Source organism: Rhodococcus sp. D-6, assembly GCF_040256695.1.
Classification (GTDB): domain Bacteria; phylum Actinomycetota; class Actinomycetes; order Mycobacteriales; family Mycobacteriaceae; genus Rhodococcus; species Rhodococcus pyridinivorans.
On record NZ_CP132970.1, the window covers coordinates 1,677,160 to 1,700,200 of the forward strand.

Here is a 23,041-nt window from a genome sequence, read left to right on the forward strand (position 1 = left end):
CCGTGAACTCATCCTCTTTCCCGATCAACGATGCCCTCGATGCCGCGCTCGCACGTTGGGAACAGTACGGCCGCCCCGGCACACCCGACACGGGGTTCGTACTCAGCCGCTTGCCCGGCAGACGCACACGCGGAATCTACGTCGCCGGATCGGAGCAACCGATCTTCGAACCGGACGCGCACATCCTGGCGATGTCGCCGGCGCCTGACGGCCGCCGCATCGCCCTTCAGCTCGCGGAGCGGGCAGACGAAGACGGGGTTCTCGCCGTGCTCGATACCACCTCCGGAAATCTCCGCCACTACAACGACATCCATTGCCGCTACGAACCGATGCAATGGACTCCGGACGCCCGGTCGCTGGCAGTGGTTGCTCGTTCCCCTCAACGGCTCGTGCAGGTCGATGTCGTCCACGACGAAGTCACCGTCGAACCGGTCGCCGGTGATGCACGATGCAGACTCTTCTCTGCCGGCATCCATATGCTTCTCGCCGAGAGTCGACCAGCGAGCCCGACCCGATTGATCCGCCTCGACAACAGTGCGCGTCTCGGTTCCTTCCCATCGATCACGGGCGTATTCGGAATCAACGACGGCGACGTCCTCGTGTATGGGGGCAATGCATTGCACGTGCTCGACGCGCATTCGGGGGTGGAACGATGGCGATGGATGGACCCTGCGGTGCGGCTGACCGCCGTCACCGTCACCGGGGACACGGTTCATGCGAGCGCGGTTCGCGCCGGCGCCAGCGTGCTACTGCGACTCGCACACGGAACCGTGATCGACGAATGGCCCGTGAATAGCGGCGGGTCGGTCGCATCGATCACGGATCTGGGCGCCGACGGCGGCAGAACGTATGTCGTAATCGAAGCACCGGCAGTGCCTCCGCACGTGGTAACCGTCGACGAGCGCACCCGCGGCGGTGGCGCGGCGACGGTCGCCGGAGACTTCGAGACTGTGCGGCACGAGTTCGCGGCAGATGATGGGGAGACTTTGACGGTCGTCGTCACCTCTCCGAAAGGGTTCACCGGCCCGGCCCCGACCATTTTGACGTGTTACGGCGGCTTCGGAGTCCCTGATCTTCCCGTCTTCGAACCGACGATTCCCGCGTGGGTGGAGTCCGGGGGCAGATACGCGACAGCACACATCCGTGGCGGTGGGGAGCACGGTGAGCAGTGGCGTCGGGCCGGTTACGGCGCCGGGAAGCGGCGAGGGATCGATGACCTTGCCGACGCTGCTCGTGGTCTGGCCGGCGCAGACTTGACGAACCCCGAATTGCTCGTGCTCGCCGGTGCTTCTCACGGCGGAACCGTGGTGGCGAGTTGCGCTCTCGACCATCGCGGAATATGCACGGGCTTCGCCACCACGGCAGCACCTTTGGATCTGCTCTCCCTCGAGAAGCACCCGCTCGGCCGAATCTGGCTCGACGAGTTCGGTGATACGAGCAGTCCCGAAGGCACGCAGGAACTTCGTGCGATATCACCGCTGCACCGCGCGAAGATGATCGACCCGGAGCACAGGCTGCCGCGATTCCTCGGGATCGTGCTCGCCGAGGACTCGCGCGTGAATCCCGATGACAGCTATGCGTTGGCCTCAGTTCTCCGAGAAGCGGGAGCAGAAGCACTCGTGTGGGAAGCACCGCACGCCGGTCACGGCTCCAATCATCTCGACAGTCTGCACTCGATGGGTTCGGTGCTTCTCAGCTTCGCTGCACACACCACCCGACGCACCCGCTCTTCCGAAGGACGACACGCATGACACCGGATATTTCGACGGCGGCGGCAACGCCGCAGCCGCCCGTTTCCCTCTCAGCTGCGGCCGGTCATGACACAGCCGCTGCCGCGCACGTCCCCCGCCGAAGGGGCGCGCTGGCGGTGCGGATCCTGGTGCCGTCGTTGTCGGTGCTCCTAGTGGTGATGCTCGTGTTGTCCGTGAGCGTGGGGACGATCGCGGTACCTGCGATGGACGCGGTGAAGATCCTTGTCGGACATCTGGTGCCGGGTATGCCGTGGATGACGGACGGCTCGCTGACGACGATGCAGGACAACGCAGTGTGGCAGTTCCGGCTTCCGCGTGCCGTTCTCGCGGCATTGACCGGTGCGTCGCTCGCGCTGGCGGGAGCGCTCATCCAGGCCGTGGCGCACAATGCGCTCGCCGAGCCGTACATCCTCGGAGTCTCGGCGGGTGCCGGCGTCGGGGCCGTGTCGTACATCGTGCTCGGCATCGGGATCGGTTCGCTCGGTATCGGGGCATCAGCGTTCATCGGGGCGGGGATCGCGACGGGTGCGGTGTACCTCCTGGCGTGCAAGGGCGGTCGAATCGCTCCACAACGGCTGATCTTGGCAGGGGTTGCTCTCGGATCGTTGTTCAGCGCAGTCACCAGCTACCTGACGATCTCAACCGATGCACAGAACGTGTACAGCATCATGTTCTTTCTGCTCGGCTCCGTCTCGGCGGCGACGATGCCACAGTTACTCCTCCCGGTGATCGCGTTGATCGCGGTTGCGATCTTCGCCGCGACCCGTGCGCGTGCGCTCAACGCGTTGCTCGTCGGCGACGACGCGGCCACCTCACTCGGCATCAACGTCAACGGGTTGCGCGCCACGGTCCTCATCGCCGCCGCGCTTCTGACCGGCGCGGTGGTGGCAGTCTCCGGCGGCATCGGGTTCGTGGGCCTGGTCGTGCCGCACGTGGCCCGCATCATCGTCGGCTCCGATCACCGCAAGATGCTGCCGGTCGCAGTCCTGGGGGGAGCGGTGTTCCTCACGACCTGCGACCTGCTGGCACGCACGCTGGCCGCACCTGCGGAGGTCCCTCTCGGAGTACTCACCGCACTGGTCGGCGCCCCGTTCTTCCTGTGGTTGTTGCGCCGCGACCGCGCCGACCGGCTGGGTATGAGCCGATGAGAGTCACCGTCGACCAACTGGGCGCGCGCCGAGGAGACCGGGACATCCTCCGCGACATCAGCTTCGAGGTCCCTTCCGGCACGGTTCTGGGCCTGCTCGGGCCGAACGGCAGCGGGAAATCGACTCTGCTGCGCGCCCTCTCCGGAATCGACATCCCATCAGCAGGGACGGTGCGCTACGACAATGCCTCGCTGGCCGCCCTCACCCGCCGCCAGCTCGCGCAGAGGGTGGCGGTGATGACGCAGGAGCACAGCGAAGAATTCGAGATCCCCGTCCTCGATCTTGTACTCCTCGGACGCATCCCGCACGGGGCGGGCTTCGGACGTGACTCGGACTCGGACATCGCGCTCGCGCTGGGCGCGCTTGCCCAGGTCGGCGCCGGTCACCTCGCATCTCGAGCGTTCTCGGAGCTGTCCGGCGGTGAGCGGCAGCGCGTGCTGTTTGCCCGGGCGCTCACACAGGACACGCCGGTGCTCATTCTCGACGAGCCGACGAATCACCTCGATATTGCCCATCAGCTCGAGCTGCTCGACCTTGTGCGCACGACCGAGCGCACAGTACTTGTCGCCCTCCACGACCTCAGCCTCGCGGCTCGCAACTGCGACGCGATCGGTGTGCTCGCAGACGGAGGGCTCATCGCCTACGGAGCCCCCGACGAAGTGCTCGACGTCGACCTCATCCGTTCGGTCTTCCATGTCGAGTCCACCTCGGTCGTCCACCCGCGTACCGGACAACGGCACTTCGTCTTCGACGAGCGCGTACGCACCGCCGACGAAGCCGGTATCACCCTGAGAAAGGAAATCCCCATCCGATGAACTCTCTTTCCAGCAACCCGAGACCAGCGAGTAAAGGCCTGACCGCTGGTGTCGGTCTTCTCGTCCTCGCATCACTTCTGCTCACTGCCTGCGGCACGAGCGTGACATCCACCGGCAGTGGCATTTCCGAAGGCACGCGCGAGACGGTGACGTTCAGCAACTGCGGGCGCGAGCTCACCTTCGAGCAACCGCCCACTCGGGTCGTCGGCATGATGCCGTCCCAGACCGATCTGCTGCTGCGCCTCGGAGCCCAGGACACGCTCGTCGGCCAGGCCCAGGTCAGCACCTCAGAACTCCCTGACGACGTCGCCGGTCGTGCTGCCGACATCCCCGTGCTCAGCACGGACACGCCACCGGCTCGTGAGGACCTCCTCGCGGTCTCACCGGATCTGGTGGTCTCGCCCACCGAGTACGAGTTCACCGCCGAGCAGGGCTACGCCAGCATCGAACAACTCGCCGAGAACGGCGCCCAGGCCTACGTTGCCACCGGCGGATGCGCGGACCGTCGCTCCAGCGCACAAGTCACCGACCTGTTCATCGACATCGCCAACCTCGGGCAGATCCTCGGAGTTGCCGACGCGGCCGATGCGCTCGCCGAGGGCGCGCAGAACCGCCTCGAGGCCGTCGAAGAGTCGATCAGAGGAGAAGAGCCTGTGACCGTGGCCCAGGTCTGGGTCGAGGGGAACGTTCTCGGTGCGATCGGTGCGGGCATCGAGTACGACATCATCCGCACCGCCGGCGGCGAGAACGTCTTCGACCCGGACGCCCCGGAGTTCGCGGACTTCTTCTCGGCAGAGATCAACCCTGAAGAGATCATCAGCCGCAACCCCGACGCCATTGTGTTCGGCACCACCAGCGACAAGCAGGAACAGCAGGTGCTCGAGTACTTGCGCGCCACATTCCCGAACGTCACAGCGGTTCGGGACGGTCTGCTCATCGGCGTCCCACAGAGCGACTTCTATCCCGGTACCATCGGCAACGTCGAGGCGGTCGAAACCATCGCGGAGCGACTCTACCCGGACGCCTTCCACAGTCAGAGGTAAGGACCTTGACATGACTGTTCAGTCTGCTCGGGAACCGAACGCAGTCGATCGAGCCGGTCTGCGACGCGGCACCCGTGCGGGTGGGTGCGCCGAAGTCCGAAGCGGTGGCCGCGGGGTCGGCCGGTCTGTCGCTCCGAGCGGAGTGCCTTGACCTTCGACGAAGACATCCACCCCGAGTTCGTGGCCTTGACCGTAGCTACCGGTAAGCCTGGATGCACCGAACCGGCGGAGATAACCAGCGCGTCGTAACAACGAAATGCCCTGTCGCAGTGGAAGAATTGGACTTCTCACAGAAACAATTCGGGCTCTACTGCTCTGAATGTGGATGAGCAGGTGTGTGATATGACGGGGCGGTGGTGCGGGTGTGATGCTGTCGGAGATCGGATGGGGTATCGGGCTGTGCCTGCTGATGCTTGTCAGGGCTGCTCGGATCAGAGGGGCGCGTCGTAGCTCATCGATGCGGTGGTGGGGAACGATCCGATGTCCCACCGAGTCCGCGGAATGCCGAGATCCGAGCACCGGCTCCGTCCCAGCAGTAAACGGACGAGACAACATCGAAGGATGGATCCCATGGCACACGTACGACGTTTCGACCATGTCGGCCTCACCGTCTCCGACCTCGACGTTGCGACGGCGTTCTTCGTCGGCCTCGGCTTCGAGGTCGAAGGCACCGGCTCTGTGCAGGGCGACTTTCCTGCGACCGTCTGCGGACTCCCCGGCACGCACTGCGAGATCGTGATGCTCCGACCCACGGACGGAGGGACCCGGCTCGAGCTTTCGCGCTTCATCGCGCCCGACCACCTCCCCGGTTCGCCGACGGCGATGCCGAACGAGCTCGGGATCCGCAATGTGTCGTTCGAGGTCGGCGACCTCCAAGTTGCCGTCGACGCTGTAGCCGAGCAGGGTTACGGGCTCGTCGGGGGTATCGGTGAATACGAGAACAGCGTGCGGATGGCGTACGTGCGGGGACCGGACGGCATCATCGTGTCGTTGTTCGAACAGCTCGGTTGACGCTCGCCCCCGCCGGCGGAGATCGGCATCGAACCTCTCGATGATCGGGCGATCGGCTCAGCTCGTCACGGCGGCCCCCACTGCATCCAGTTCGGCGCGGAGAGAGGTCGATTCGGTTCTCAGCGTCAGATTTTCAGTCTGAAGCGTCTTCGTCTCGTCGCGCAAGGCGGTGATCTCGCCGCGCAGTGCCGACAGTTCGGCCCGCAGTTCGTCGCCGCGTGCTCGTGCCGCGGTCTCGGCCGCCTGGGCCGTCGCGGCGGTGATGCGCGATTCCTCGAGTCGGCTCCGTAGCTCGGAGGTGCGGTCGCGCTCGGTGGTGAGCTCGGTGTCGAGGCGCTCGCGGGTAGAGACCTCCCGGTCGAGTGCGGCCTGCAGGCGCGCGATCTCGGCTCGCAGGTCGGTGACCTCGACGGTCGCGCGCTCACGCTGGGCTGCTGCCTCGTCGAGTTCGCGTCGCTGCGCGGTGAGGGATTCGTCCTGCTGAACGATCGTCGCACGCAGGTCGCCGACTACCCCTGTGTGCTCGGCGGTCGCGGCCTCGAACTCGTCCTTCCACCGCTGCAGTGTTGCGGCGTGCTCGTCCTTGAGGCGCGTCAGCTCGGCGTGATGCGCCTCGTCGAGTCGGCGCACCTGTTCGGTGTGTGCGGTACGAGCGTCGGCGAGTTCGGCGTCGACGGCGGCCACTGCCGCGTCGGCGTTGTCGCGGTCCTCGAGTGCCTGGGCGAGTTGTTCGCGTAGACGGACGATCTTCGCGTCGGCGTCGGCTTTGACCTTCGCGAGTTCGGCGGCGGACCGCGTCATCTGCGCCTCGAGGGCCTCGGCGTCGGTGAGCTTGTCGACCGCGGTGGTGATCCGTTCGGCGATCGCCGAGTACTGCTCGACGCTGTTGGTTGCGAGGGCGCGTAGGGCAGTGGTGGCGGCCGTGAGCGCGGAGACCGCATCGTCCGGGCTCTCGACGACCGCCGGGGCCGTGCCGGCGGCTTCTTTCTTGGCGCGTTCGCGTTCGCGATAGGCGCGCACACGGTCGGCTGCCGTGGCGTACTTCCGAGGGCGTCCCACCCGGGGTTTGCTCGAGTCGTCCGCGTCGGTGGTCGCTTCGGGAGTGGGGGAGTGTGCGTCGGTCATGGAGGTCCTCGTCGTGGCGCGTCGAAATCCCGGGTCGCAGGTATCGTACCGCATTTAGTTACGTAATTAAGCAATGGGGCTGGAATGAAACGAAATGATATGAAACGCTGTGAACTGGGTAAAACCCACACGATGTGGCTTTTCGTAACGAATATCGCAGTAGAAACAACTTGATCTCATCCGTGATCGAGTGTGCGTACGGATCGTCATAATCCCCACTTATGACGATCAGCTACGGGCGACGGTCGAAAACTGTGCACCCCCCGGATCGGGGACCGGGAAGCCCGCTGAGGAAGGGGCCCCTCGACTGTGGCGCCGGTCACCGACTGTGTGGGGCGGGAGTTGTCGAATGTCTGCTCCAGCCGGCGGATGTAATGAAACACATTGCAGCGCTGGGCAGTCTGCGCTCGCTTGAGCGTGTATCCGCACACCGAAGAGAAGAGGTAATCGAATGGGCTCTGCAGCAATGTTCCTTGCGGATGTTCTCGTCGCCGTCATCACGCAGCTGATCGAGACCGGATCGTCATTCGGATCCTGATCTATCACCGCCGTGGTCGCCCTCCCGCTCGTCACACGGAGAGCGACCACAGGCGCAGGACAGAGGGGGTACAAGGATGAAACACGTCGGAATCCTGGGCCACAGCTGGGAAGGTGCCTCGCTGTGTTGGCGCGAGGTCTGTCAGCACAGCAACCGTCTCGGACATCCGGCGCATCCGGATGTCACCATGGACTGCATCTCCTTCGAGCACTGCATGCCCGCGTGGGAGCGCGGGGATTACGAAGCGGTGCGCGCCGTGCTTGCAACCAGCGTCGATCGTCTGGCCCGGGCCGGCTGCGACTTCTTCGTGTGCCCGGACAACACCGCTCATCTCGCGCTCGAAGCACCCGGTGATCCACTCACGATTCCCGGGCTGCACCTGATCGACATCGTGGCCGACGCAGCGCAGCGTGCCGGGCACCGACGCGTCGGCATCCTGGGAACGCGGTTCACCATGCAGGGCACTCTGTATCCCCGCGAACTGGCGGCACGCGGAATCGAGGCCATCATCCCGACCGACGACGATCAGGACCTGGTACACGCGGCGATCTTCGACGAACTGGTGCACGGCATCTTCCGGGACGAGACCCGGACGTCCTTCGTGGACCTCATCGGCAGACTCGCGGACTCCGGGTGCGACGCGGTCGCGCTGGTGTGCACCGAGATCCCACTTCTGGTCTCCCTGGACGACTCGCCGTTGCCGGTACTGGACTCGACACGACTGTCCGGACAGGCGGCCCTCGAAGTGGCTCTCGGAACGCGCGACCTGCCGACCTGGCGCGGCGGACAGTTCCGGTGATAATAGGCAGGTAACCGCGGCGGGTCGTAGCATCGAGCATATGGTCCTCTTCTACGAGATCGCCCTCGTGATCGCGTCGGTGCTCATTGCGTGGTTCGCGGTGTACGTGCTGTACCGCCTCGTCACCGACGAATCCACCAGCCGGCACTGACGGGTCGCCCGACCGACCGGACACATGTGGACATGTCGGCCACACTGCCCCGGCTCAGGGAGCCCGGGGTACGTCGGACGTCGGTGCCCCAACTTTGTCGAACACGGTCCGAGTGCCGTACGCGACGGGCATGAGGGCAGATGATGACCGACAGCTCCTTCCGTCCCGAGCGCACCTACCGACCGAGCCGGTGGCGACACATCGAGAACGTCGCGATGAGCACGCTTACTCGTGCGGGATTGGTGCCGCACTCCTATCTACTGACCACACGCGGCAGGCGCACCGGGAAGATCCGCCGCAACCCCGTGCTGATCGTCGATCTGCACGGAAAACGCTGGCTCGTGGCCCCGTACGGATCGGTGGGGTGGGTGCACAACGCGCGTGCTGCCCGCGAGGTCGAGCTCAGCAGGCGCCGCGACACGCGCCGCTACTCGATCCGTGAGCTATCAGCGGAGGAGGCCGGGCCCGTCCTGCAGCGGTACATCGAGCTGGCGTCCGCCACCCGGCGGTATTTCGAGGCACGCAGGAACGATCCGGTGGAACGGTTCGTCGCAGAGGCCGGTCACCATCCGGTCTTCGAACTGCTGCCACCGACGTAGTCGACGGAACTTTCATACGAGATTCGGGTAGCGCGCTACGCGTGTGCCTGCTGCCGTTAGTGACCACCATGATCTTCGTCGATTCGATTCGGATCGCGGACGCTCGACACCACCGAGGTACGGTCATGGTTACGAAATACGAAGTCGTCGCAGGCGACACGCTCTCGAAGTTGGCGCAGAGGTTCTACGGTGACGCGACGCTGTTCCCCGTCATCGCCGTTCCGAACGGCATCACCGATCCGGACGAGATCACCGTCGGACAGGAACTGCTCATCCCGTACATCACCGAACGGCACACCGTTGCACCGGACGAGACACTGTCGGGATTGGCGCAACACTTCTACGGCGACGGGACCCTGTTCCCGGTGCTCGCGGCGGCCAACCACATCGCCGACCCGAATGTCATCCAGGTCGGCCGCTCACTGCTGATTCCCGAACTCGGGGACGTGGGGCGCCACACCGTGGTCGCGGGAGAGACCCTCTGGGAGCTTGCACGCCGCTGGTACGGCGAGGCGCAGCTGTATCCGGTGATCTCGTTCCCGAACCACATCACCGACCCCGACCACGTCGAGGTCGGCCGCGTGCTGATTCGTCCGGGGCTCAACTACCGGCACACCGTCGTCCCCGGCGATACCCTGCGGGCTCTGGCGGAGGACCACTACGGGAACGCGGAAATGTTCGCGATGATTGCGGCTGCCAATCACATCGCTGATCCGAACAGGATCACCGTCGGGCAGGTGCTGTTCTTCCCGAACCTCACCAACTTCTGACCAGAGGGGCCGTGAGGCCGGTGCGGGTCACGGGGCGACGGGGTAGTGGCTCCGAACGGCGATGCGGTTCCACGCGTTCATGACGATCGCAAGCCACGTGACCGCGGAAACCTGCTCGTCACTGAGTGCACCGTTGTCCCACTCGTGACGACCGGGTTCCATGGGGCGTGTGACTTCTTCCGCCAGCGCGAGCGCGGCGCGCTCCTGGTCGGTGAAGTACTGCGACTCCCACCAGGCCGCGACGACCGCGAGACGATCGGTGGTCTCGCCCTTCTCCAGGGCGTCGCGCGTATGCATACGCAGGCAGAACGCGCATCCGTTGAGCTGCGACGTGCGGATCTTCACCAGTTCGGCGAGCTTCGCATCGAGACCGGCCTGCGAGACGGCCTCCTCGACCTCCTTGTTCAACGCCAGAACGTTCTTGTAGGCGGCCGGGTGCTGCTTACCGAGATTGATGTGCGCCATTGTGGATGTCCTTCCGGCGAGCGACATCGGCCGGAGCGACCGGCCGCTTCATTCTGTCAGCCGCATCCATGCCGGTGGGTGTGGTTCGCGCCGCCGGATCAGTGGGTGCGGTCGTACTCGTCCTGCGCGGCGACGATCTCGGGCATCGACTCCTCCACGACGTCGATGAGCGTCAGCAGGGGCGCGGTGATGCGGCGTCCGAGGTCGGTGAGCGAGTACTCGACATGCGGAGGGATCGTCCCCAGGACGGCGCGGTGGATCAGGCCGTCGCGTTCGAGGGTCTGCAGGGTCTGCGACAGCATGCGTTCGCTCACGCCGTCGACCCGGCGACGCAGTTCCGAGAACCGGCGCGTGTCGTCGACGAGGGCCGCCAGCACCAGCACACCCCAACGCCCGGTGATGTTCTGCAGCACCGGACGCGACGGGCACTCGCGCGCGAAGACGTCGGCTTCGGGGAGGCGATCGGTGCTCATGAATGCCGAGTATACGGCGGCTATGCGAACGATGGGTACCGACTCCAGTGGTTGCACTTACGAAAAGTAAGTGATGGAATGGTGGCGTTCCCGATCCCGCTCGACCACTTCGAGGAGTCCCATGACCATCGCTGTCACCGGAGCTACCGGCCACCTCGGCCGCCTGACCATCACCGCGCTCCGCACCCGCGGTATCGCCGCCGGCGACATCGTCGCCGTCGTGCGCGACGCCGCGAAGGCCGCAGACCTGGCGGCCGACGGGGTGCAGGTCCGTGTTGCGGACTACGCCGATGCGGCGTCCCTGCGCGACGCGCTGGCCGGTGTCGACAAGCTGCTTCTCGTCTCCGGCAGCGAAGTGGGGCAGCGACTGCCCCAGCACACCAACATCATCGACGCCGCCCAGGCCACCGGCGTCGCGTTCATCGCCTACACCTCGATCCTGAACGCGGCGACGAGCCCGCTGATCCTCGCCGGCGAACACAAGGCCACCGAGGAACTGCTCGCCGCCTCCGGCATCGACCACGCCCTGCTGCGCAACGGCTGGTACTGGGAGAACTACGACAGCTCGGTCGCCGCTGCCGCTGCCACCGGGGCGCTGTTCGGTTCGGCCGGCACAGGCCGCGTCGCCGGGGCCGCCCGCAAGGACTTCGCCGAAGCGTCCGCCGCGGTCCTCACGACCGAGGGACACGCCGGTGCCGTCTACGAACTCGGCGGTCAGCGACTGACCTACACCGAACTGGCGGAGGTCCTCTCCGACATCGTCGGCGTACCCGTGACCTACAAGGATCTGCCGAAGGAGGAGTACGCGACGATCCTCGAGAACGCCGGTGTGCCCGCACAGTTCGCCGCCGTGCTCGCCGACTCCGACGCGGGCATCGCCGTCGGCGCGCTCGACACCGACAGCGGAGATCTCGAACGCCTCATCGGGCGCCCCGCCACGCCGGCAGCCGAAGCGATCGGTGCCTGACACCCGCTAATCCCGTCGGGTCCGGGCGCGTGATGGCAGGATCGGGACTCGTGAGCTCCGCGAATCTGACCCGTGCCGAAACCGCCGCGCGCGCCCGCGCACTCGACGTGCACTCCTACCGCGTCGAACTCGACCTGCGGGGTGCCGTCGACGCCCGACGCACCGGATTCCCCACGGTCACAACGCTCGAATTCACCGCCTCCACCGACGAGGCCTGGCTCGATTTCATCGGCGACTCCGTCGAGTCGGTGACGATCAACGGTGAGCTCGTGCCCGTCGTCTACGACGGCGCGCGGATCACCATCGGTGGTCTGAAGGAGATCAACGTCGTCACCGTCGTCGCGACCGGCCGGTACAGCCGGTCGGGGGAGGGGCTGCACCGCTTCGTCGACCCCGTCGACGGCGAAACCTATCTCTACACCCAGTACGAACCGGCCGACGCCCGTCGCGTGTTCGCGTGCTTCGAACAGCCGGATCTCAAGGCGCCGTTCACCTTCGTGGTCACCGCCCCGCGCCGCTGGCAGGTGCTCTCGAACGAGGCCGCCGAGCGCACGGTGCAGCGCGACGACACCCAGACCGTGACGTTCGCGCCGACCCAGCCGATCTCCACCTACATCACCGCGATCGTCGCCGGCCCGTACCACCGGGTCGACGCGTCGTGGAGCCGCGACGAGCTGACGGTGCCGCTGGGAGTGCTGTGCCGCGCGTCACTCGCCGAGCATCTCGACGCCGACGAGATCGTCGAGGTCACCCGGCAGGGCATGGACTTCTACGCCGAGCACTTCGACTATCCGTATCCGTTCGGCAAGTACGACCAGGTGTTCGTGCCCGAATACAACCTCGGTGCGATGGAGAACCCCGGCTGCGTCACCTTTACCGAGGCGTACGTTTTCCGCGGTGCCGCCACCGCCGCCCAGCATCAGGGTCGCGCGAACACGATCCTCCACGAGATGGCCCACATGTGGTTCGGCGATCTGGTGACCATGAAGTGGTGGGACGACCTGTGGCTGAAGGAGTCGTTCGCCGATTTCATGGGCGCCTTCACCAGCGCCGAGGCCACCAAGTTCACCGACGCGTGGGTGGCCTTCGCGAACCGCCGCAAGGCCTGGGCGTATCTGCAGGACCAGCTGCCCACGACGCATCCGATCGTCGCCGACATCGTCGACCTCGAGGCCGCGAAGCTGAACTTCGACGGCATCACCTACGCCAAGGGCGCGAGCGTGCTCAAGCAGCTCGTGGCCTATGTCGGCCGCGACGCCTTCTTCGAAGGTGCCCGCCGGTACTTCCGCAAGCACGCCTTCGGCAACACCGCCCTCGACGATCTGCTCGTCGAACTGTCGAGCACCTCCGGCCGCGACCTGACGTCGTGGGCGCAGGCGTGGCTGCAGACCACCGGCGTATCAACCCTGCATCTCGAGGAGTCCGGGACCGGGTACGAGATCGTGCAGGGCGATCCGCGCCCGCATCGCCTCGCCGTCGGCTGCTACGACTCCGACGACTCCGGCGACCTCGTCCGCACCCACCGCGTCGAGGTCGACCTCGCCGACGAACGCACCCCCGTCGACCTGCCCGAGGCGGCGCTGGTGCTGCTCAACGACGACGACCTCACCTACGCCAAGGTTCGCCTCGACACGCGGTCGCTCGACACGGTCGAGTCCTCCCTGGACCGCGTCCGCGAACCGCTCGCGCGCGGCCTGCTGTGGTCGGCGCTGTGGAACGCGACCCGCGACGGGGAACTCGCCGTCGACCGCTATCTGTCGATGGCCGCCGGGTTCGCCCCGTACGAGGCGGACATCGCGCTGCTCACCGCGGTGCTTGCCAACGCGGCCCAGGCCGTCGAACACTATGTGCCGGACTCGGCGCGCACCGATGCGCGGCGTCGCTGGCTCGACGCGGTCTGGGACGGAGTGCACGGTGTCGCACCCGGCAGCGACGCCCAGCTGGCATTCGCCCGCGCGCTCGGTGTCGCGGCGAGCGTGGACGACCGGCACGCCGCCGACCTGCGAGCGATCCTGTGCGGCAGCCTCGCACCGCCGGACGGCCTGCGCCTCGACCCCGACCTGCGATGGAGCTGGTGGGCAGCGCTGACCACGACCGGCGACGCCGACGAGGCCGACCTCGACGAGGAACTGCGCAACGACGACACCGCCTCGGGACGCACCGCGCACCTGCGCGCGCTCGCCTCTCGCCCGCGCGCCGAGGTCAAGGCGCACGCGTGGGCGACGATCCTCGCCGACCACACCCTCACGAACGACCACCTCGACGCGACCATCGCCGGGTTCCGCGCCGGGGAGCGCCGCGACCTGATCTCCGCCTACGACACCGATTACTTCGCGGTGCTCTGTGAGACGTGGACGAGCCGCAGCATCGAGATCGCCCGCCGCATCGTCGTCGGATTGTTTCCCGCGGCCGACAGCCTCGAACCCGTCGACACCTGGCTCGAGGCCCACACCGACGTTCCGGCCGCGCTGCGGCGTCTGGTGATCGAACAGCGCGACCATCTCGCCCGCGACCTGCGTGTCCAAAGGATCAACACGCCGTGACCAGCCCGGATCTGCCCCGTCCCGAAGTGCCCGCGGTACCGGACACGGTCGCCACCGCGATGCGGCGACTGCGGGAGAAGGCGACTTCGGAGAACACCCGCGTCGCCCAGATCGGTGACTGGACGATCTTCACCCGCTGGTGCGAACGCACCGGGCACAGTCCGATGCCGGCCACCGCCGAGCAACTGAGCTGGTTCCTCACCGAGAAGGCCGCCGAAGTGCGCCCCGATGGACGCTGGGCGTACGCGCCGTCGACGCTGTCGCGGTGGGTGTCGACCATCAACAAGATGCACGCCCTGGCGGGCCTACCGAAACCCGGTGGGCACGAATCGGTTCGGGATCTGCTGCGCGGCATCCGACGCGATCGGGCCACCCCGCCGGCGCGCCGCACCCCGCTGCTCACCGACGACATCCGCACCATCCTCACCGCGATGCGTGCCGAGGCGGCCGACGGCGGGTGGGCCGAACGCGTCGCCGAACGTCGCGACGCGGCGCTGCTGCTCATGGGATTGGCCGGGGCGCTGCGCCGCTCGGAGCTCACCGGGCTCGTCGTCTCCGACGTCGTCCCGCACCGCGCCGACGGGCTCTACGTGACGGTCCGCCGGTCCAAGACCGACCGCAGTGCGCGCGGCCGCACGGTCACCCTGCCGTACGGGTCCGATCCGCACACCTGTCCGGTGTGTGCCTATCGACGCTGGCGGGAGGTGCTCGACGCGTGGGACGAGTCCGGACGCGAGGCCGTCGTCGACCTGCTCGGTACCGCCGCGGCCGACCCGGCCGAGCACTGCTGCCGCGGTCTGGCGGCCGGGCGCACGCAGGACGGCGACCGGCCCCTGTTCCGGCCGGTGCACCACAGCGGCGCGGTGGGGACGACCGCGCTGTCGGGGCAGTCCGTGCACTCGATGATCCAGCGCCGCGCCCGCCGCGCCGGATTCAGCGACGACCTCGTCGCCACCCTGGGCGGGCACAGCCTGCGGGCCGGGTTCGTCACCCAGGCGGTGCGCGGCGGCGCGACCACACAGACGATCATGACGCAGACCGGGCACGCGGACGAACGGATGGTCGCGCTGTACAGCCGCCACCACGCCGGTCTCGTCGGCAACGCGGTCACCCAACTCGGCCTGTGAACGGATCCGGGTGGATCCGATCCCACTCAGCGACGCCGAACCCACCCGAATCGACGATGGAACCAGCCCAGGCCGTTGCCCGATGCTCGTAGGCTGAGGCGCGACCGACATACGGACAGGAGATCGCGGTGGCACAGACGAAAACGGACGCTCCGACCATCGACGAGTTGCTCACCGAACTCGCTGCACTCGACGACCCGAAGATCCGCGCGGTGAACGAGAAACACGGCGACGACCACGGCGTGAACCTCAGCGCCCTGCGCGCCGTCGCCAAGCAGGTGAAGACGCAGCACGAGCTCGCGCAGCAACTCTGGGCCACCGGCGACACCGCCGCCCGGCTGCTCGCGCTGCTGATCTGCCGCCCGAAGGCGTTCACCGCCGACGAACTCGACACGATGGTCCGTGAGACCGGCACCCCGAAGGTGCACGACTGGTTCGTGAACTACGTCGTGAAGAAGAACCCGCACGCGGAGGAGCTGCGCGGGCGATGGATGACCGATCCAGATCCGATCGTCGCGAGCGCAGGCTGGGCACTCACCGCCGAGCGTGTCGTCAAGAACGCCGACGGCCTCGACCTGTCCGGCCTGCTCGACATCATCGACGCCCAGATGCGCGACGCCCCCGAACGATTGCAATGGGCGATGAACACGTGCCTGGCGCAGATCGGCATCGAACACCGCGACCACCGGGCCCGCGCGCTCGACATCGGGGAACGCCTCGAGGTGCTGAAGGACTATCCGACGTCACCGGGCTGCACGTCACCGTACGCGCCGGCCTGGATCGGCGAGATGGTGCAACGGAAGAGCACGTGAGCTATCGCAGGCCGCTGGGAAGGATACGACTATTCCTCATCGAGGGTTGCACTGCACGTTTGCGCGTCAGTGTTTATTTCCCACACGAACGCGTATTGGCTACCTTCGGCTACATCGATCGCCCCTGATTCCCTCAGATTGCAGCGCACTCCGAGCGAATTGCACTGCAGTAGTCCAGTCATGGAGTAGGGCTGCAATCCAATAGGAACATTCCGGATAGTATGGCGTGCCCCGGTCGGGATAATCACTTGATTCGCGATATGGACCGTAATATCCGCGGTGCACCCGTAGTCCTGATCTTCGTAAACGAGCGCAATCGTCGCTGTGGCGGGCTCGGATGATGGACTTGAGGTGTCGTTGGGGGGCGGGGGAGGAGGTTCTTGGCCCTGAGTGCTAACGATTACGCCGAGAACGGCCCCCAATGCGGTAATCAGTGCAGCCAACGCCCCTATGCCCTCTGCGGACTTCCAGAAACTCTTTCCTTCTCCGCTGGACTGGTCGGAGGGTGCGTTCATCGGATCCTCCCGCGTTCGTTGCAGTGGTTTCACAACGTTGGGTGAAGCGCCATCGGCATGGCTCCACCGGCGGCCTTGTGGCGGGCCCGGTTGGTGACATGACCAGTATGAGCTGTCCGAAGATGCGAAATTTCTGAATTGCCGATTTTCCCTGGAGTGTTCTCGCGGCGACATCCAATTTTGTGTGATAAGTAATGGAGTAATTTGGTGCGGGCAACTCTTTGCTGAGTGAATTTCGAGGTGGTGGCCTACGCGCAAATATCCCCGGAGCGACAGACGTCCCCGTACGCACCGGGCTGGATCGGCGAGATGGTGCGATGGAGGAACGAGGCGACGGCCACCCCCTCGTAGCTCACGCCACGTCGAGTGTGCGGATCTCCTGCCGGATCTCGTTCCACCCGGTGGTCCGTCCCGTCAGCAACCACACCCGGGCGTCGAACCAGTAGCCGCGGCCACCGGCCACCGCCGCGACCAGGTGTGCGAACGCCACGAGCGCCCGATCACCCCCACCGCGCGGCCTGCGAACGGGATGGATCACCCGCCGCTGCGGTGCTTCGTAATCGACTGTGCGTTCCTGTGCGGTCCTGGCCCAGGGCATTCGCATTCGACTTCCGGTGTCGGATCGTTCCGGTCGGTACCGGGAGTGGGTACCTCCCCGATTGGGTACCGTTCCGAGCGAGGGTACGCGGCAGGCCGGGCCCCGCATGCGCATTCGCGGGAAAGCCCTGGCCGGCGCCGGATATCAGCGACGACGAGGAGAACGATGCAGCTCCCCACCACCGACACCGACTTCGACACCCTCGACGCGTGGTGGCGGGCCGCGAACTATCTGTCCGTCGGCCAGATCTACCTCATGGACAATCCGCTGCTGCGCGAACCGCTGCGGCCCGAACACATCAAACCGCGGCTGCTCGGACACTGGGGCACCACACCGGGATTGAACTTCGTCTACGCGCACCTCAACCGCGCCATCACCACCCGCGACCTGGACATGATGTACGTCATGGGTCCCGGTCACGGCGGACCCGGACCGGTGGCCGCGGCGTGGCTCGAAGGCACCTACAGCGAGGTCTACCCGGATATCTCCCGCGACGAGGACGGCATGCGGCGCCTGTTCCGCCAGTTCTCGTTCCCCGGCGGCATTCCCAGCCACGTCGCCCCCGAGACCCCCGGATCGATCCACGAGGGCGGTGAACTCGGCTACTCCCTCTCGCACGCCTACGGCGCCGCCTTCGACAATCCCGATCTGATCGTCGCCGCGGTCGTCGGCGACGGCGAAGCCGAAACGGGGCCGCTGGCCGCGAGCTGGCATTCGACGAAGTTCGTCGACCCGCGCCGCGACGGCGCGGTACTGCCGATCCTGCACCTCAACGGCTTCAAGATCGCCAACCCGACGGTGCTCGCGCGCATCGGCGAGGACGAACTGATCTCGCTGCTGCGCGGCTACGGGCACGAACCGATCGTCGTCGCCGGCGACCATCCCGCCGACATGCATCGGCGCTTCGCCGCCGCCCTCGACGCGGCGCTCGACCGCATCTCCGAGATCCAGCAGACCGCCCGCAGCTCGGGAAACGCGACCCGCCCGGCGTGGCCGATGATCGTGCTCCGGTCCCCCAAGGGCTGGACCGGCCCGGTGGAGGTCGACGACGCCCCGGTCGAGGGCACGTGGCGCGCCCACCAAGTGCCGATCGGTGATCCGCGCAGGAACGACGAGCACCGCCGCCTCCTCGAGGAGTGGCTGCGCAGCTACCGGCCGAAGGAGTTGTTCGACGACGACGGCGTTCCCGTCGCGGCCCTGCGCGACCTCTCGCCCCGTGGCACCCGGCGGATGAGCGCCAACCCGCACGCCAACGGGGGAGCGGTGCTGCGGGATCTGATCCTGCCCGACTTCCGCAACTACGCCGTCGACGTTCCCGAACCGGCCACCGCCACCGGCGAGGCCACCCGCATCCTCGGCACCTTCCTGCGCGACGTCATGCGGCGCAACGCCACGAACTTCCGGATGTTCGCGCCCGACGAGAACAACTCCAACCGCCTCGACGCGGTCCTCGACGCCACCGACCGCACCTGGAACGCGCGCATCGAGCCGGGTGACGACCGGGTCGCCCCCGACGGCCGCGTCATGGAGATCCTGTCCGAACACACCTGCCAGGGCTGGCTCGAGGGGTATCTGCTCACCGGTCGGCACGGATTGTTCTCCAGCTACGAGGCTTTCGCGCACCTGGTCGACTCGATGGTGAACCAGCACGCCAAATGGCTGCTCACCACGAACCGGATCCGCTGGCGCCGCCCCATCCCGTCGCTGAACTACCTGCTCACCTCCCACGTGTGGCGGCAGGACCACAACGGCTTCTCGCACCAGGATCCCGGATTCATCGACCACGTCGTCAACAAGAAACCCGAGGTCGTGCGCGTCTACCTGCCGCCGGACGCCAACACCCTGCTTTCGGTGGCCGATCATTGCTTGCGCACCCGCCAGTACATCAACGTGATCGTCGCCGGGAAGCAACCGGCCGTACAGTTCCTCGACATCGACGACGCGATGACCCACTGCCGCAAGGGCATCGGGATCTGGCAGTGGGCCTCGACCGACCGCGACGTCGAACCGGATGTGGTGCTCGCCTGCGCCGGCGACATCCCCACGATGGAAACCCTCGCAGCCGTCGACATCCTGCACCGCCGCTTCCCCGACCTGCGGATCCGGGTGGTCAACGTCGTCGACCTCATGCGGCTGCAGGACGACCGGGCGCACCCGCACGGGCTGCCGGGCGCGCACTTCGACGCGCTGTTCACCACCGACAAGCCGGTGGTCTTCGCCTACCACGGCTATCCGTGGCTGATCCACCGTCTCGTCTACCGGCGCACCAACCACGAGAACTTCCACGTCCACGGCTACATCGAGGAGGGCACGACCACCACACCGTTCGACATGTGCGTGCTCAACCGCATCGACCGCTACCACCTCGCGCTCGACGTCCTCGACCGCGTCGAGCGGATCCGGCCGATCGCCGGGCACGCCCGCGAGGAACTCGAGAACATCCTCGCCGAACACACCCGCTACGTGCGCACCCACGGCGAGGACATGCCGGTGATCACCGACTGGCACTGGCAGGGCGTCGGAATAGACTGAGCGTCAAACCGATCCGCGGCGGGCCAGTCGCCCGGCGGTGAAGGCGTCGACGTCGACCTCGTCGAGGGAGGTCACCACCAGATCGGCGCCCGCGTCCTCGAGGTCGGCGGCGTCGTCGAAACGGGCGACACCGAGCGCCCACATGCCGCCGGCCTTCGCCGCCCGGATCCCGCTGATCGCGTCCTCGACGACCACGCACGCCTGGGCGGGCACCCCGAGTTCGTCGGCGGCGGTGAGGAACAGTTCCGGGTCGGGTTTGCCGTGGGCGACCGGGCGGCCGGACAGATCCGCGTCGAACCGGTCGAGCAGCGTCTCGCCAGGACGGTCGTGGGCGGGGACCGCCCGCAGGAACAGCCCGGCATTCTTCGACGAGGACGCCGCGGCCACCGCGATCCCCGCCGCCTGCACGGCCGCGACGAAGCGCACCCCGTCCTCGTAGGCGCGGAACCGGCGCTCGTCGATCAACCGCAGCAACCGGGCCTGCTTGCGCTCGGCGTAGTCCGCCGCGCGGCGCTCGGAGTCGGGCACCGCGAAGTATTCGAGCGCGGCGCGGGCGCCGTCCATCCGCGGCCGACCCGACAGCACCTGCCGGTACACCGCCGCGGTGAACGCGTCGTCGGTCCAGGAGGTCTCGGGTTGCAGGTCGCGCCAGTCGCCGGTCATCAACTCCGCCAGCGCTTCCCGCCACGCCGTCTCGTGCGGTGAATCGACGAGCACCCCGTCGACGTCGAAGATCACCGCACGGAACCGCGACTGCGTCTCGGGCACGATGTCCTCCTCGCGGTCAGGCGGGGACGGCGGCGAGCCGGAACTCGTGCGACTCGCCGGCGCCGAGCTCGACGAGTTCGCCGTCCACCGCGACCTGCACCGGCACCCGGAAGCCCTCGGTCTCGGCGCGCACCGACAGCTTGTCGCCGTCGATCCGCACCCGCAGGGGAGTGCCGCGGTACCGCATGGAGAACGACACCCCGTCGAGGTGCGAGACGAGCTTGGGCCGGAAGACGAGCACGTCGCCGTACGCGCGGGCACCGACGTAGTAGCGCTGCACCAGATCGAGGGTGCCGCCCATGACCCCCATGTGGATGCCTTCCTTGGTGGTGCCGCCCTGCAGGTCGCTGACATCGCTCTCGAGCGCGAGCTTGAACCGCAGCCACGACGACTGCGGGTCGAAGGTGGCGAGCACACCGGCGAACGTCACGTGACTGAGCGTCGAGCCGTGCGAGGTGCGCTGGTCGTAGTAGTCGACGGTGTGGCGCACGAGGTCGCGATCGTAGGGATAACCGAGCTGCTCGAACACCTGGCGCAACTCGGCATCGTCGAACAGGAAGAACAGCATCACCGTGTCGGCCTGCTTGGCGACCTTGTAGGCATCCGGGTCGCGGCCCTCCGCACGCAGGATGCGGTCCATCCGACCGATGTTGCCGTACTCCGTGCGGTAGTGCTCCCAGTCGAGTTCCTCGAGATCCTCGTAGCCTTCGAACTGGCTGATCACCCCGTCGTGGTAGGGCACGAACATTCTCCGGCTCATCTCCGACCAGGTCCGCAGTTCCTCGTCGGTGACGCGCAACCGGGCCCGCAGGGCCGTCCGTCGGCTCTTCGACAGCACCTCGAAGACGTCCAGGGCGCGCGCGGAGATCCACGCGACCATCACGTTCGTGTACGCGTTGTTGCGCAGACCGCCCTCGGTGGACCCCGGATACCGTTCGTGGAACTCGTCCGGTCCCATCACCCCATGGATCTCGTAGCGGTCCCGCTCCGGGTTGTAGTGCGCGATCGACGCCCAGAACCGCGCGATCTCGAGCATCATCTCGGCGCCGTAGTCGGCCAGGAAGTCGACGTCGTCGGTGGCCTGGTAGTAGTGCCACACGTTGTAGAAGATCGCGGCGCTGACGTGACGCTGGTTCCGGCTCAAGTCCGGATCCCATTGCCCCGACATCGGATTGAGATGCACCGTCTGGGTCTCCTCCGTGCCGTCGCTGCCGCTCTGCCAGGGGAACATCGCGCCGCGGTAACCGGCCTCGCTCGCCGCGGCCTGCGCCTCCCCCAACCGGCGGTAGCGGTAGAGGATCAGTCCCTTGGTGATCTCGGGGACCCGCATGTTCAGGAAGGGATAGACGAACATCTCGTCCCAGAACACGTGCCCGCGATAAGCCTCGCCGTTGAGTCCGCGCGCCGGCACTCCCGCGTCGAGACGCGCGGTGTGCCGTGAGCAGACCTGCAACACGTGCGAGACGTGCAGGCGCAGCAGCAACTGCGCGCGCGGCTCCCGCGGCAGCCGGATGTCGCAGATGTCCCACAACTCGTCCCAGGCCGCGACGTGCTCGTCGTACGCCTCGGCGAAATCCGGATAGCGCAACACGTGCCGGCCCGCGGAGGCGAGGGGCTCGGTGATCGCGTCGTCGCGGGAGGTGAACATCGCCACCATCTTCTCGATGCGCACCGTCGAGCCCTCGGCGATGTCGAAGGAGAGGACCTGCTGGATGTAGTCCTCCATCTGGTACAGATCGCGGTCGACGAGCATCGCCCCGCACGAGCCCTCCCGGAACACCCGGGTGCGGGCGGCCTGGGCGATGTAGGTGTCGGACTGGCGGATCTGCACCTTCAGCGCGATCGTCTCGGGGCCGTAGGTGCGCGGCGAGACCGGATCGAGGTGCCGTGCCTCGAGATCGCGGTAGCGGGCCACGGCGCGGTTGGAGACCCGGCCGTCGAGGGCGGTGACGATCTCGACCCGCCCCGACCAGTTCTCCGGGGTCAGCGACCATTCGAGCGCGCCCTGGTTCGGATGCTCCATGCTCACGAACCGCCTGCTGCGCAGCGACGTCTCGCGGCCGTGCCGATCCCGGAACCGCAGTTCGCGGACCACGGTGGCGGTGCGGATGTCGTAGACGTGCCGGTAGTCGAGGATCTCCACCTGTGCCAGGCGGATCGCCTCGCCGCCGTCGATGCGCAGCTTCAGCACGAGCCAGTTCGGGAGGTTGACCAGATCCTCGTTCAGGACCGGGCTGCCACCCATGATGGTGGTCTCGCGGTTGTAGCAACGATGCGCGTAGGTCCCCGGATAATGGACCTCGCCCATGTCTTCCCACTCGGCGGTGCCGCGTGAACAGAAGTAGCCGTTGCCCGTCGAGGTCAGGGCTTCGCGCAGGGGTTCGTCGTCTGGATCGAAACCGTCGTAGTCGAGGGTGAACTCCGGGTCGTACACGCGAACCTCCTGGCGGGTCGTACTCGACACGAACTGTCCGGCGGTGCTGTCACCCGG

19 protein-coding genes are annotated in these 23,041 nt (G+C 66.9%); 13 read left to right on the forward strand and 6 right to left on the reverse strand.

Annotation, left to right across the window (positions count from 1 at the left end; all coding sequences use genetic code 11):
* Nucleotides 1–2: 2 nt before the first annotated feature.
* From RBB84_RS07960 to RBB84_RS07980, 5 genes are all read left to right on the forward strand, one after another.
* The gene (locus RBB84_RS07960) at nucleotides 3–1,751 is read left to right on the forward strand and encodes a prolyl oligopeptidase family serine peptidase (RefSeq protein ID WP_064255651.1); all 1,749 of its coding nucleotides are present in this window, start codon (nucleotides 3–5) and stop codon (nucleotides 1,749–1,751) included.
* Nucleotides 1,748–2,899 carry an iron ABC transporter permease gene (locus tag RBB84_RS07965; protein ID WP_231780617.1) on the forward strand — a complete coding sequence of 384 codons (1,152 nt, stop codon included), beginning with the start codon at nucleotides 1,748–1,750 and terminating at the stop codon, nucleotides 2,897–2,899. Before RBB84_RS07960 ends, RBB84_RS07965 begins: the two co-directional genes overlap by 4 nt.
* On the forward strand, nucleotides 2,896–3,714 hold the full coding sequence (locus RBB84_RS07970) for an ABC transporter ATP-binding protein (RefSeq protein ID WP_064255652.1): 819 nt from the start codon (nucleotides 2,896–2,898) through the stop codon (nucleotides 3,712–3,714). Before RBB84_RS07965 ends, RBB84_RS07970 begins: the two co-directional genes overlap by 4 nt.
* A 146-nt stretch (nucleotides 3,715–3,860) precedes the next feature.
* On the forward strand, nucleotides 3,861–4,757 hold the full coding sequence (locus RBB84_RS07975) for an ABC transporter substrate-binding protein (protein WP_254582866.1): 897 nt from the start codon (nucleotides 3,861–3,863) through the stop codon (nucleotides 4,755–4,757).
* Nucleotides 4,758–5,327: 570 nt separating this feature from the next.
* A complete protein-coding gene (locus RBB84_RS07980) occupies nucleotides 5,328–5,768 on the forward strand; it encodes a VOC family protein (protein WP_064255654.1) in 441 nt (146 codons plus the stop codon).
* A 57-nt stretch (nucleotides 5,769–5,825) separates the two neighbouring features.
* On the opposite strand, the gene RBB84_RS07985 is transcribed toward RBB84_RS07980, so the two are convergent.
* Nucleotides 5,826–6,893, reverse strand: coding sequence for a hypothetical protein (locus tag RBB84_RS07985; protein WP_064255655.1), 1,068 nt, complete (start codon nucleotides 6,891–6,893; stop codon nucleotides 5,826–5,828).
* Between the two features lie 614 nt (nucleotides 6,894–7,507).
* Between RBB84_RS07985 and RBB84_RS07990 the strand changes: the two genes are divergently transcribed.
* The 3 genes from RBB84_RS07990 to RBB84_RS08000 all read left to right on the forward strand — a co-directional run bounded on the left by RBB84_RS07990 (nucleotide 7,508) and on the right by RBB84_RS08000 (nucleotide 9,750).
* Nucleotides 7,508–8,230 carry an amino acid racemase gene (locus RBB84_RS07990; protein ID WP_064255656.1) on the forward strand — a complete coding sequence of 241 codons (723 nt, stop codon included), beginning with the start codon at nucleotides 7,508–7,510 and terminating at the stop codon, nucleotides 8,228–8,230.
* 291 nt (nucleotides 8,231–8,521) lie between these two features.
* The gene (locus RBB84_RS07995; RefSeq protein ID WP_041803359.1) at nucleotides 8,522–8,980 is read left to right on the forward strand and encodes a nitroreductase family deazaflavin-dependent oxidoreductase; all 459 of its coding nucleotides are present in this window, start codon (nucleotides 8,522–8,524) and stop codon (nucleotides 8,978–8,980) included.
* Nucleotides 8,981–9,105: 125 nt separating this feature from the next.
* Nucleotides 9,106–9,750 carry a LysM peptidoglycan-binding domain-containing protein gene (locus RBB84_RS08000; protein ID WP_064255704.1) on the forward strand — a complete coding sequence of 215 codons (645 nt, stop codon included), beginning with the start codon at nucleotides 9,106–9,108 and terminating at the stop codon, nucleotides 9,748–9,750.
* Between the two features lie 27 nt (nucleotides 9,751–9,777).
* Here the strand turns inward: RBB84_RS08000 and RBB84_RS08005 are convergent, their stop codons facing one another.
* The gene (locus RBB84_RS08005; protein WP_064255657.1) at nucleotides 9,778–10,215 is read right to left on the reverse strand and encodes a carboxymuconolactone decarboxylase family protein; all 438 of its coding nucleotides are present in this window, start codon (nucleotides 10,213–10,215) and stop codon (nucleotides 9,778–9,780) included.
* Nucleotides 10,216–10,313: 98 nt separating this feature from the next.
* Nucleotides 10,314–10,688, reverse strand: coding sequence for a helix-turn-helix domain-containing protein (locus RBB84_RS08010; protein WP_006552145.1), 375 nt, complete (start codon nucleotides 10,686–10,688; stop codon nucleotides 10,314–10,316).
* A gap of 121 nt (nucleotides 10,689–10,809) precedes the next feature.
* Here RBB84_RS08010 and RBB84_RS08015 point away from each other — a divergent pair, with 121 nt between their 5' ends.
* The 4 genes from RBB84_RS08015 (at nucleotide 10,810) to RBB84_RS08030 (ending at nucleotide 16,137) form a co-directional block, all read left to right on the forward strand.
* Complete coding sequence (locus RBB84_RS08015) at nucleotides 10,810–11,655, forward strand: SDR family oxidoreductase (protein ID WP_064255658.1); 846 nt, start codon at nucleotides 10,810–10,812, stop codon at nucleotides 11,653–11,655.
* Nucleotides 11,656–11,705: 50 nt separating this feature from the next.
* Nucleotides 11,706–14,198, forward strand: a complete 2,493-nt coding sequence (gene pepN / locus RBB84_RS08020; RefSeq protein ID WP_064255705.1) for an aminopeptidase N — start codon at nucleotides 11,706–11,708, stop codon at nucleotides 14,196–14,198.
* Nucleotides 14,195–15,325, forward strand: a complete 1,131-nt coding sequence (locus tag RBB84_RS08025) for a tyrosine-type recombinase/integrase (RefSeq protein ID WP_064255659.1) — start codon at nucleotides 14,195–14,197, stop codon at nucleotides 15,323–15,325. Before pepN ends, RBB84_RS08025 begins: the two co-directional genes overlap by 4 nt.
* 128 nt (nucleotides 15,326–15,453) lie before the next feature.
* Entirely contained in the window at nucleotides 15,454–16,137 is a 684-nt protein-coding gene (locus tag RBB84_RS08030) for a DNA alkylation repair protein (protein ID WP_064255660.1), read from the forward strand.
* Between the two features lie 867 nt (nucleotides 16,138–17,004).
* On the opposite strand, the gene RBB84_RS08035 is transcribed toward RBB84_RS08030, so the two are convergent.
* On the reverse strand, nucleotides 17,005–17,142 hold the full coding sequence (locus tag RBB84_RS08035; RefSeq protein WP_156666051.1) for a hypothetical protein: 138 nt from the start codon (nucleotides 17,140–17,142) through the stop codon (nucleotides 17,005–17,007).
* A gap of 273 nt (nucleotides 17,143–17,415) precedes the next feature.
* On the opposite strand from RBB84_RS08035, the gene RBB84_RS08040 reads away from it, so the two are divergent.
* The gene (locus tag RBB84_RS08040) at nucleotides 17,416–19,782 is read left to right on the forward strand and encodes a phosphoketolase family protein (RefSeq protein ID WP_064255662.1); all 2,367 of its coding nucleotides are present in this window, start codon (nucleotides 17,416–17,418) and stop codon (nucleotides 19,780–19,782) included.
* A gap of 3 nt (nucleotides 19,783–19,785) precedes the next feature.
* Here the strand turns inward: RBB84_RS08040 and RBB84_RS08045 are convergent, their stop codons facing one another.
* Nucleotides 19,786–20,550: an HAD-IA family hydrolase gene (locus RBB84_RS08045; RefSeq protein WP_064255663.1), complete on the reverse strand. Its 765-nt coding sequence runs from the start codon at nucleotides 20,548–20,550 to the stop codon at nucleotides 19,786–19,788.
* Between the two features lie 16 nt (nucleotides 20,551–20,566).
* Nucleotides 20,567–22,984 (reverse strand): glycoside hydrolase family 65 protein, encoded by a 2,418-nt coding sequence (locus RBB84_RS08050; RefSeq protein WP_197481793.1) that lies wholly within the window; start codon nucleotides 22,982–22,984, stop codon nucleotides 20,567–20,569.
* Between the last annotated feature and the right edge of the window lie 57 nt (nucleotides 22,985–23,041).

Coding starts and splice junctions, on each gene's coding strand:
- RBB84_RS07965 (WP_231780617.1), top strand. CDS start 1,748: ATGACACCGGATATTTCGACGGCGGCGGCAACGCCGCAGCCGCCCGTT.
- RBB84_RS07970 (WP_064255652.1), top strand. CDS start 2,896: ATGAGAGTCACCGTCGACCAACTGGGCGCGCGCCGAGGAGACCGGGAC.
- RBB84_RS07980 (WP_064255654.1), top strand. CDS start 5,328: ATGGCACACGTACGACGTTTCGACCATGTCGGCCTCACCGTCTCCGAC.
- RBB84_RS07985 (WP_064255655.1), bottom strand. CDS start 6,893: ATGACCGACGCACACTCCCCCACTCCCGAAGCGACCACCGACGCGGAC.
- RBB84_RS07990 (WP_064255656.1), top strand. CDS start 7,508: ATGAAACACGTCGGAATCCTGGGCCACAGCTGGGAAGGTGCCTCGCTG.
- RBB84_RS07995 (WP_041803359.1), top strand. CDS start 8,522: ATGATGACCGACAGCTCCTTCCGTCCCGAGCGCACCTACCGACCGAGC.
- RBB84_RS08000 (WP_064255704.1), top strand. CDS start 9,106: ATGGTTACGAAATACGAAGTCGTCGCAGGCGACACGCTCTCGAAGTTG.
- RBB84_RS08005 (WP_064255657.1), bottom strand. CDS start 10,215: ATGGCGCACATCAATCTCGGTAAGCAGCACCCGGCCGCCTACAAGAAC.
- RBB84_RS08010 (WP_006552145.1), bottom strand. CDS start 10,688: ATGAGCACCGATCGCCTCCCCGAAGCCGACGTCTTCGCGCGCGAGTGC.
- RBB84_RS08015 (WP_064255658.1), top strand. CDS start 10,810: ATGACCATCGCTGTCACCGGAGCTACCGGCCACCTCGGCCGCCTGACC.
- RBB84_RS08040 (WP_064255662.1), top strand. CDS start 17,416: ATGCAGCTCCCCACCACCGACACCGACTTCGACACCCTCGACGCGTGG.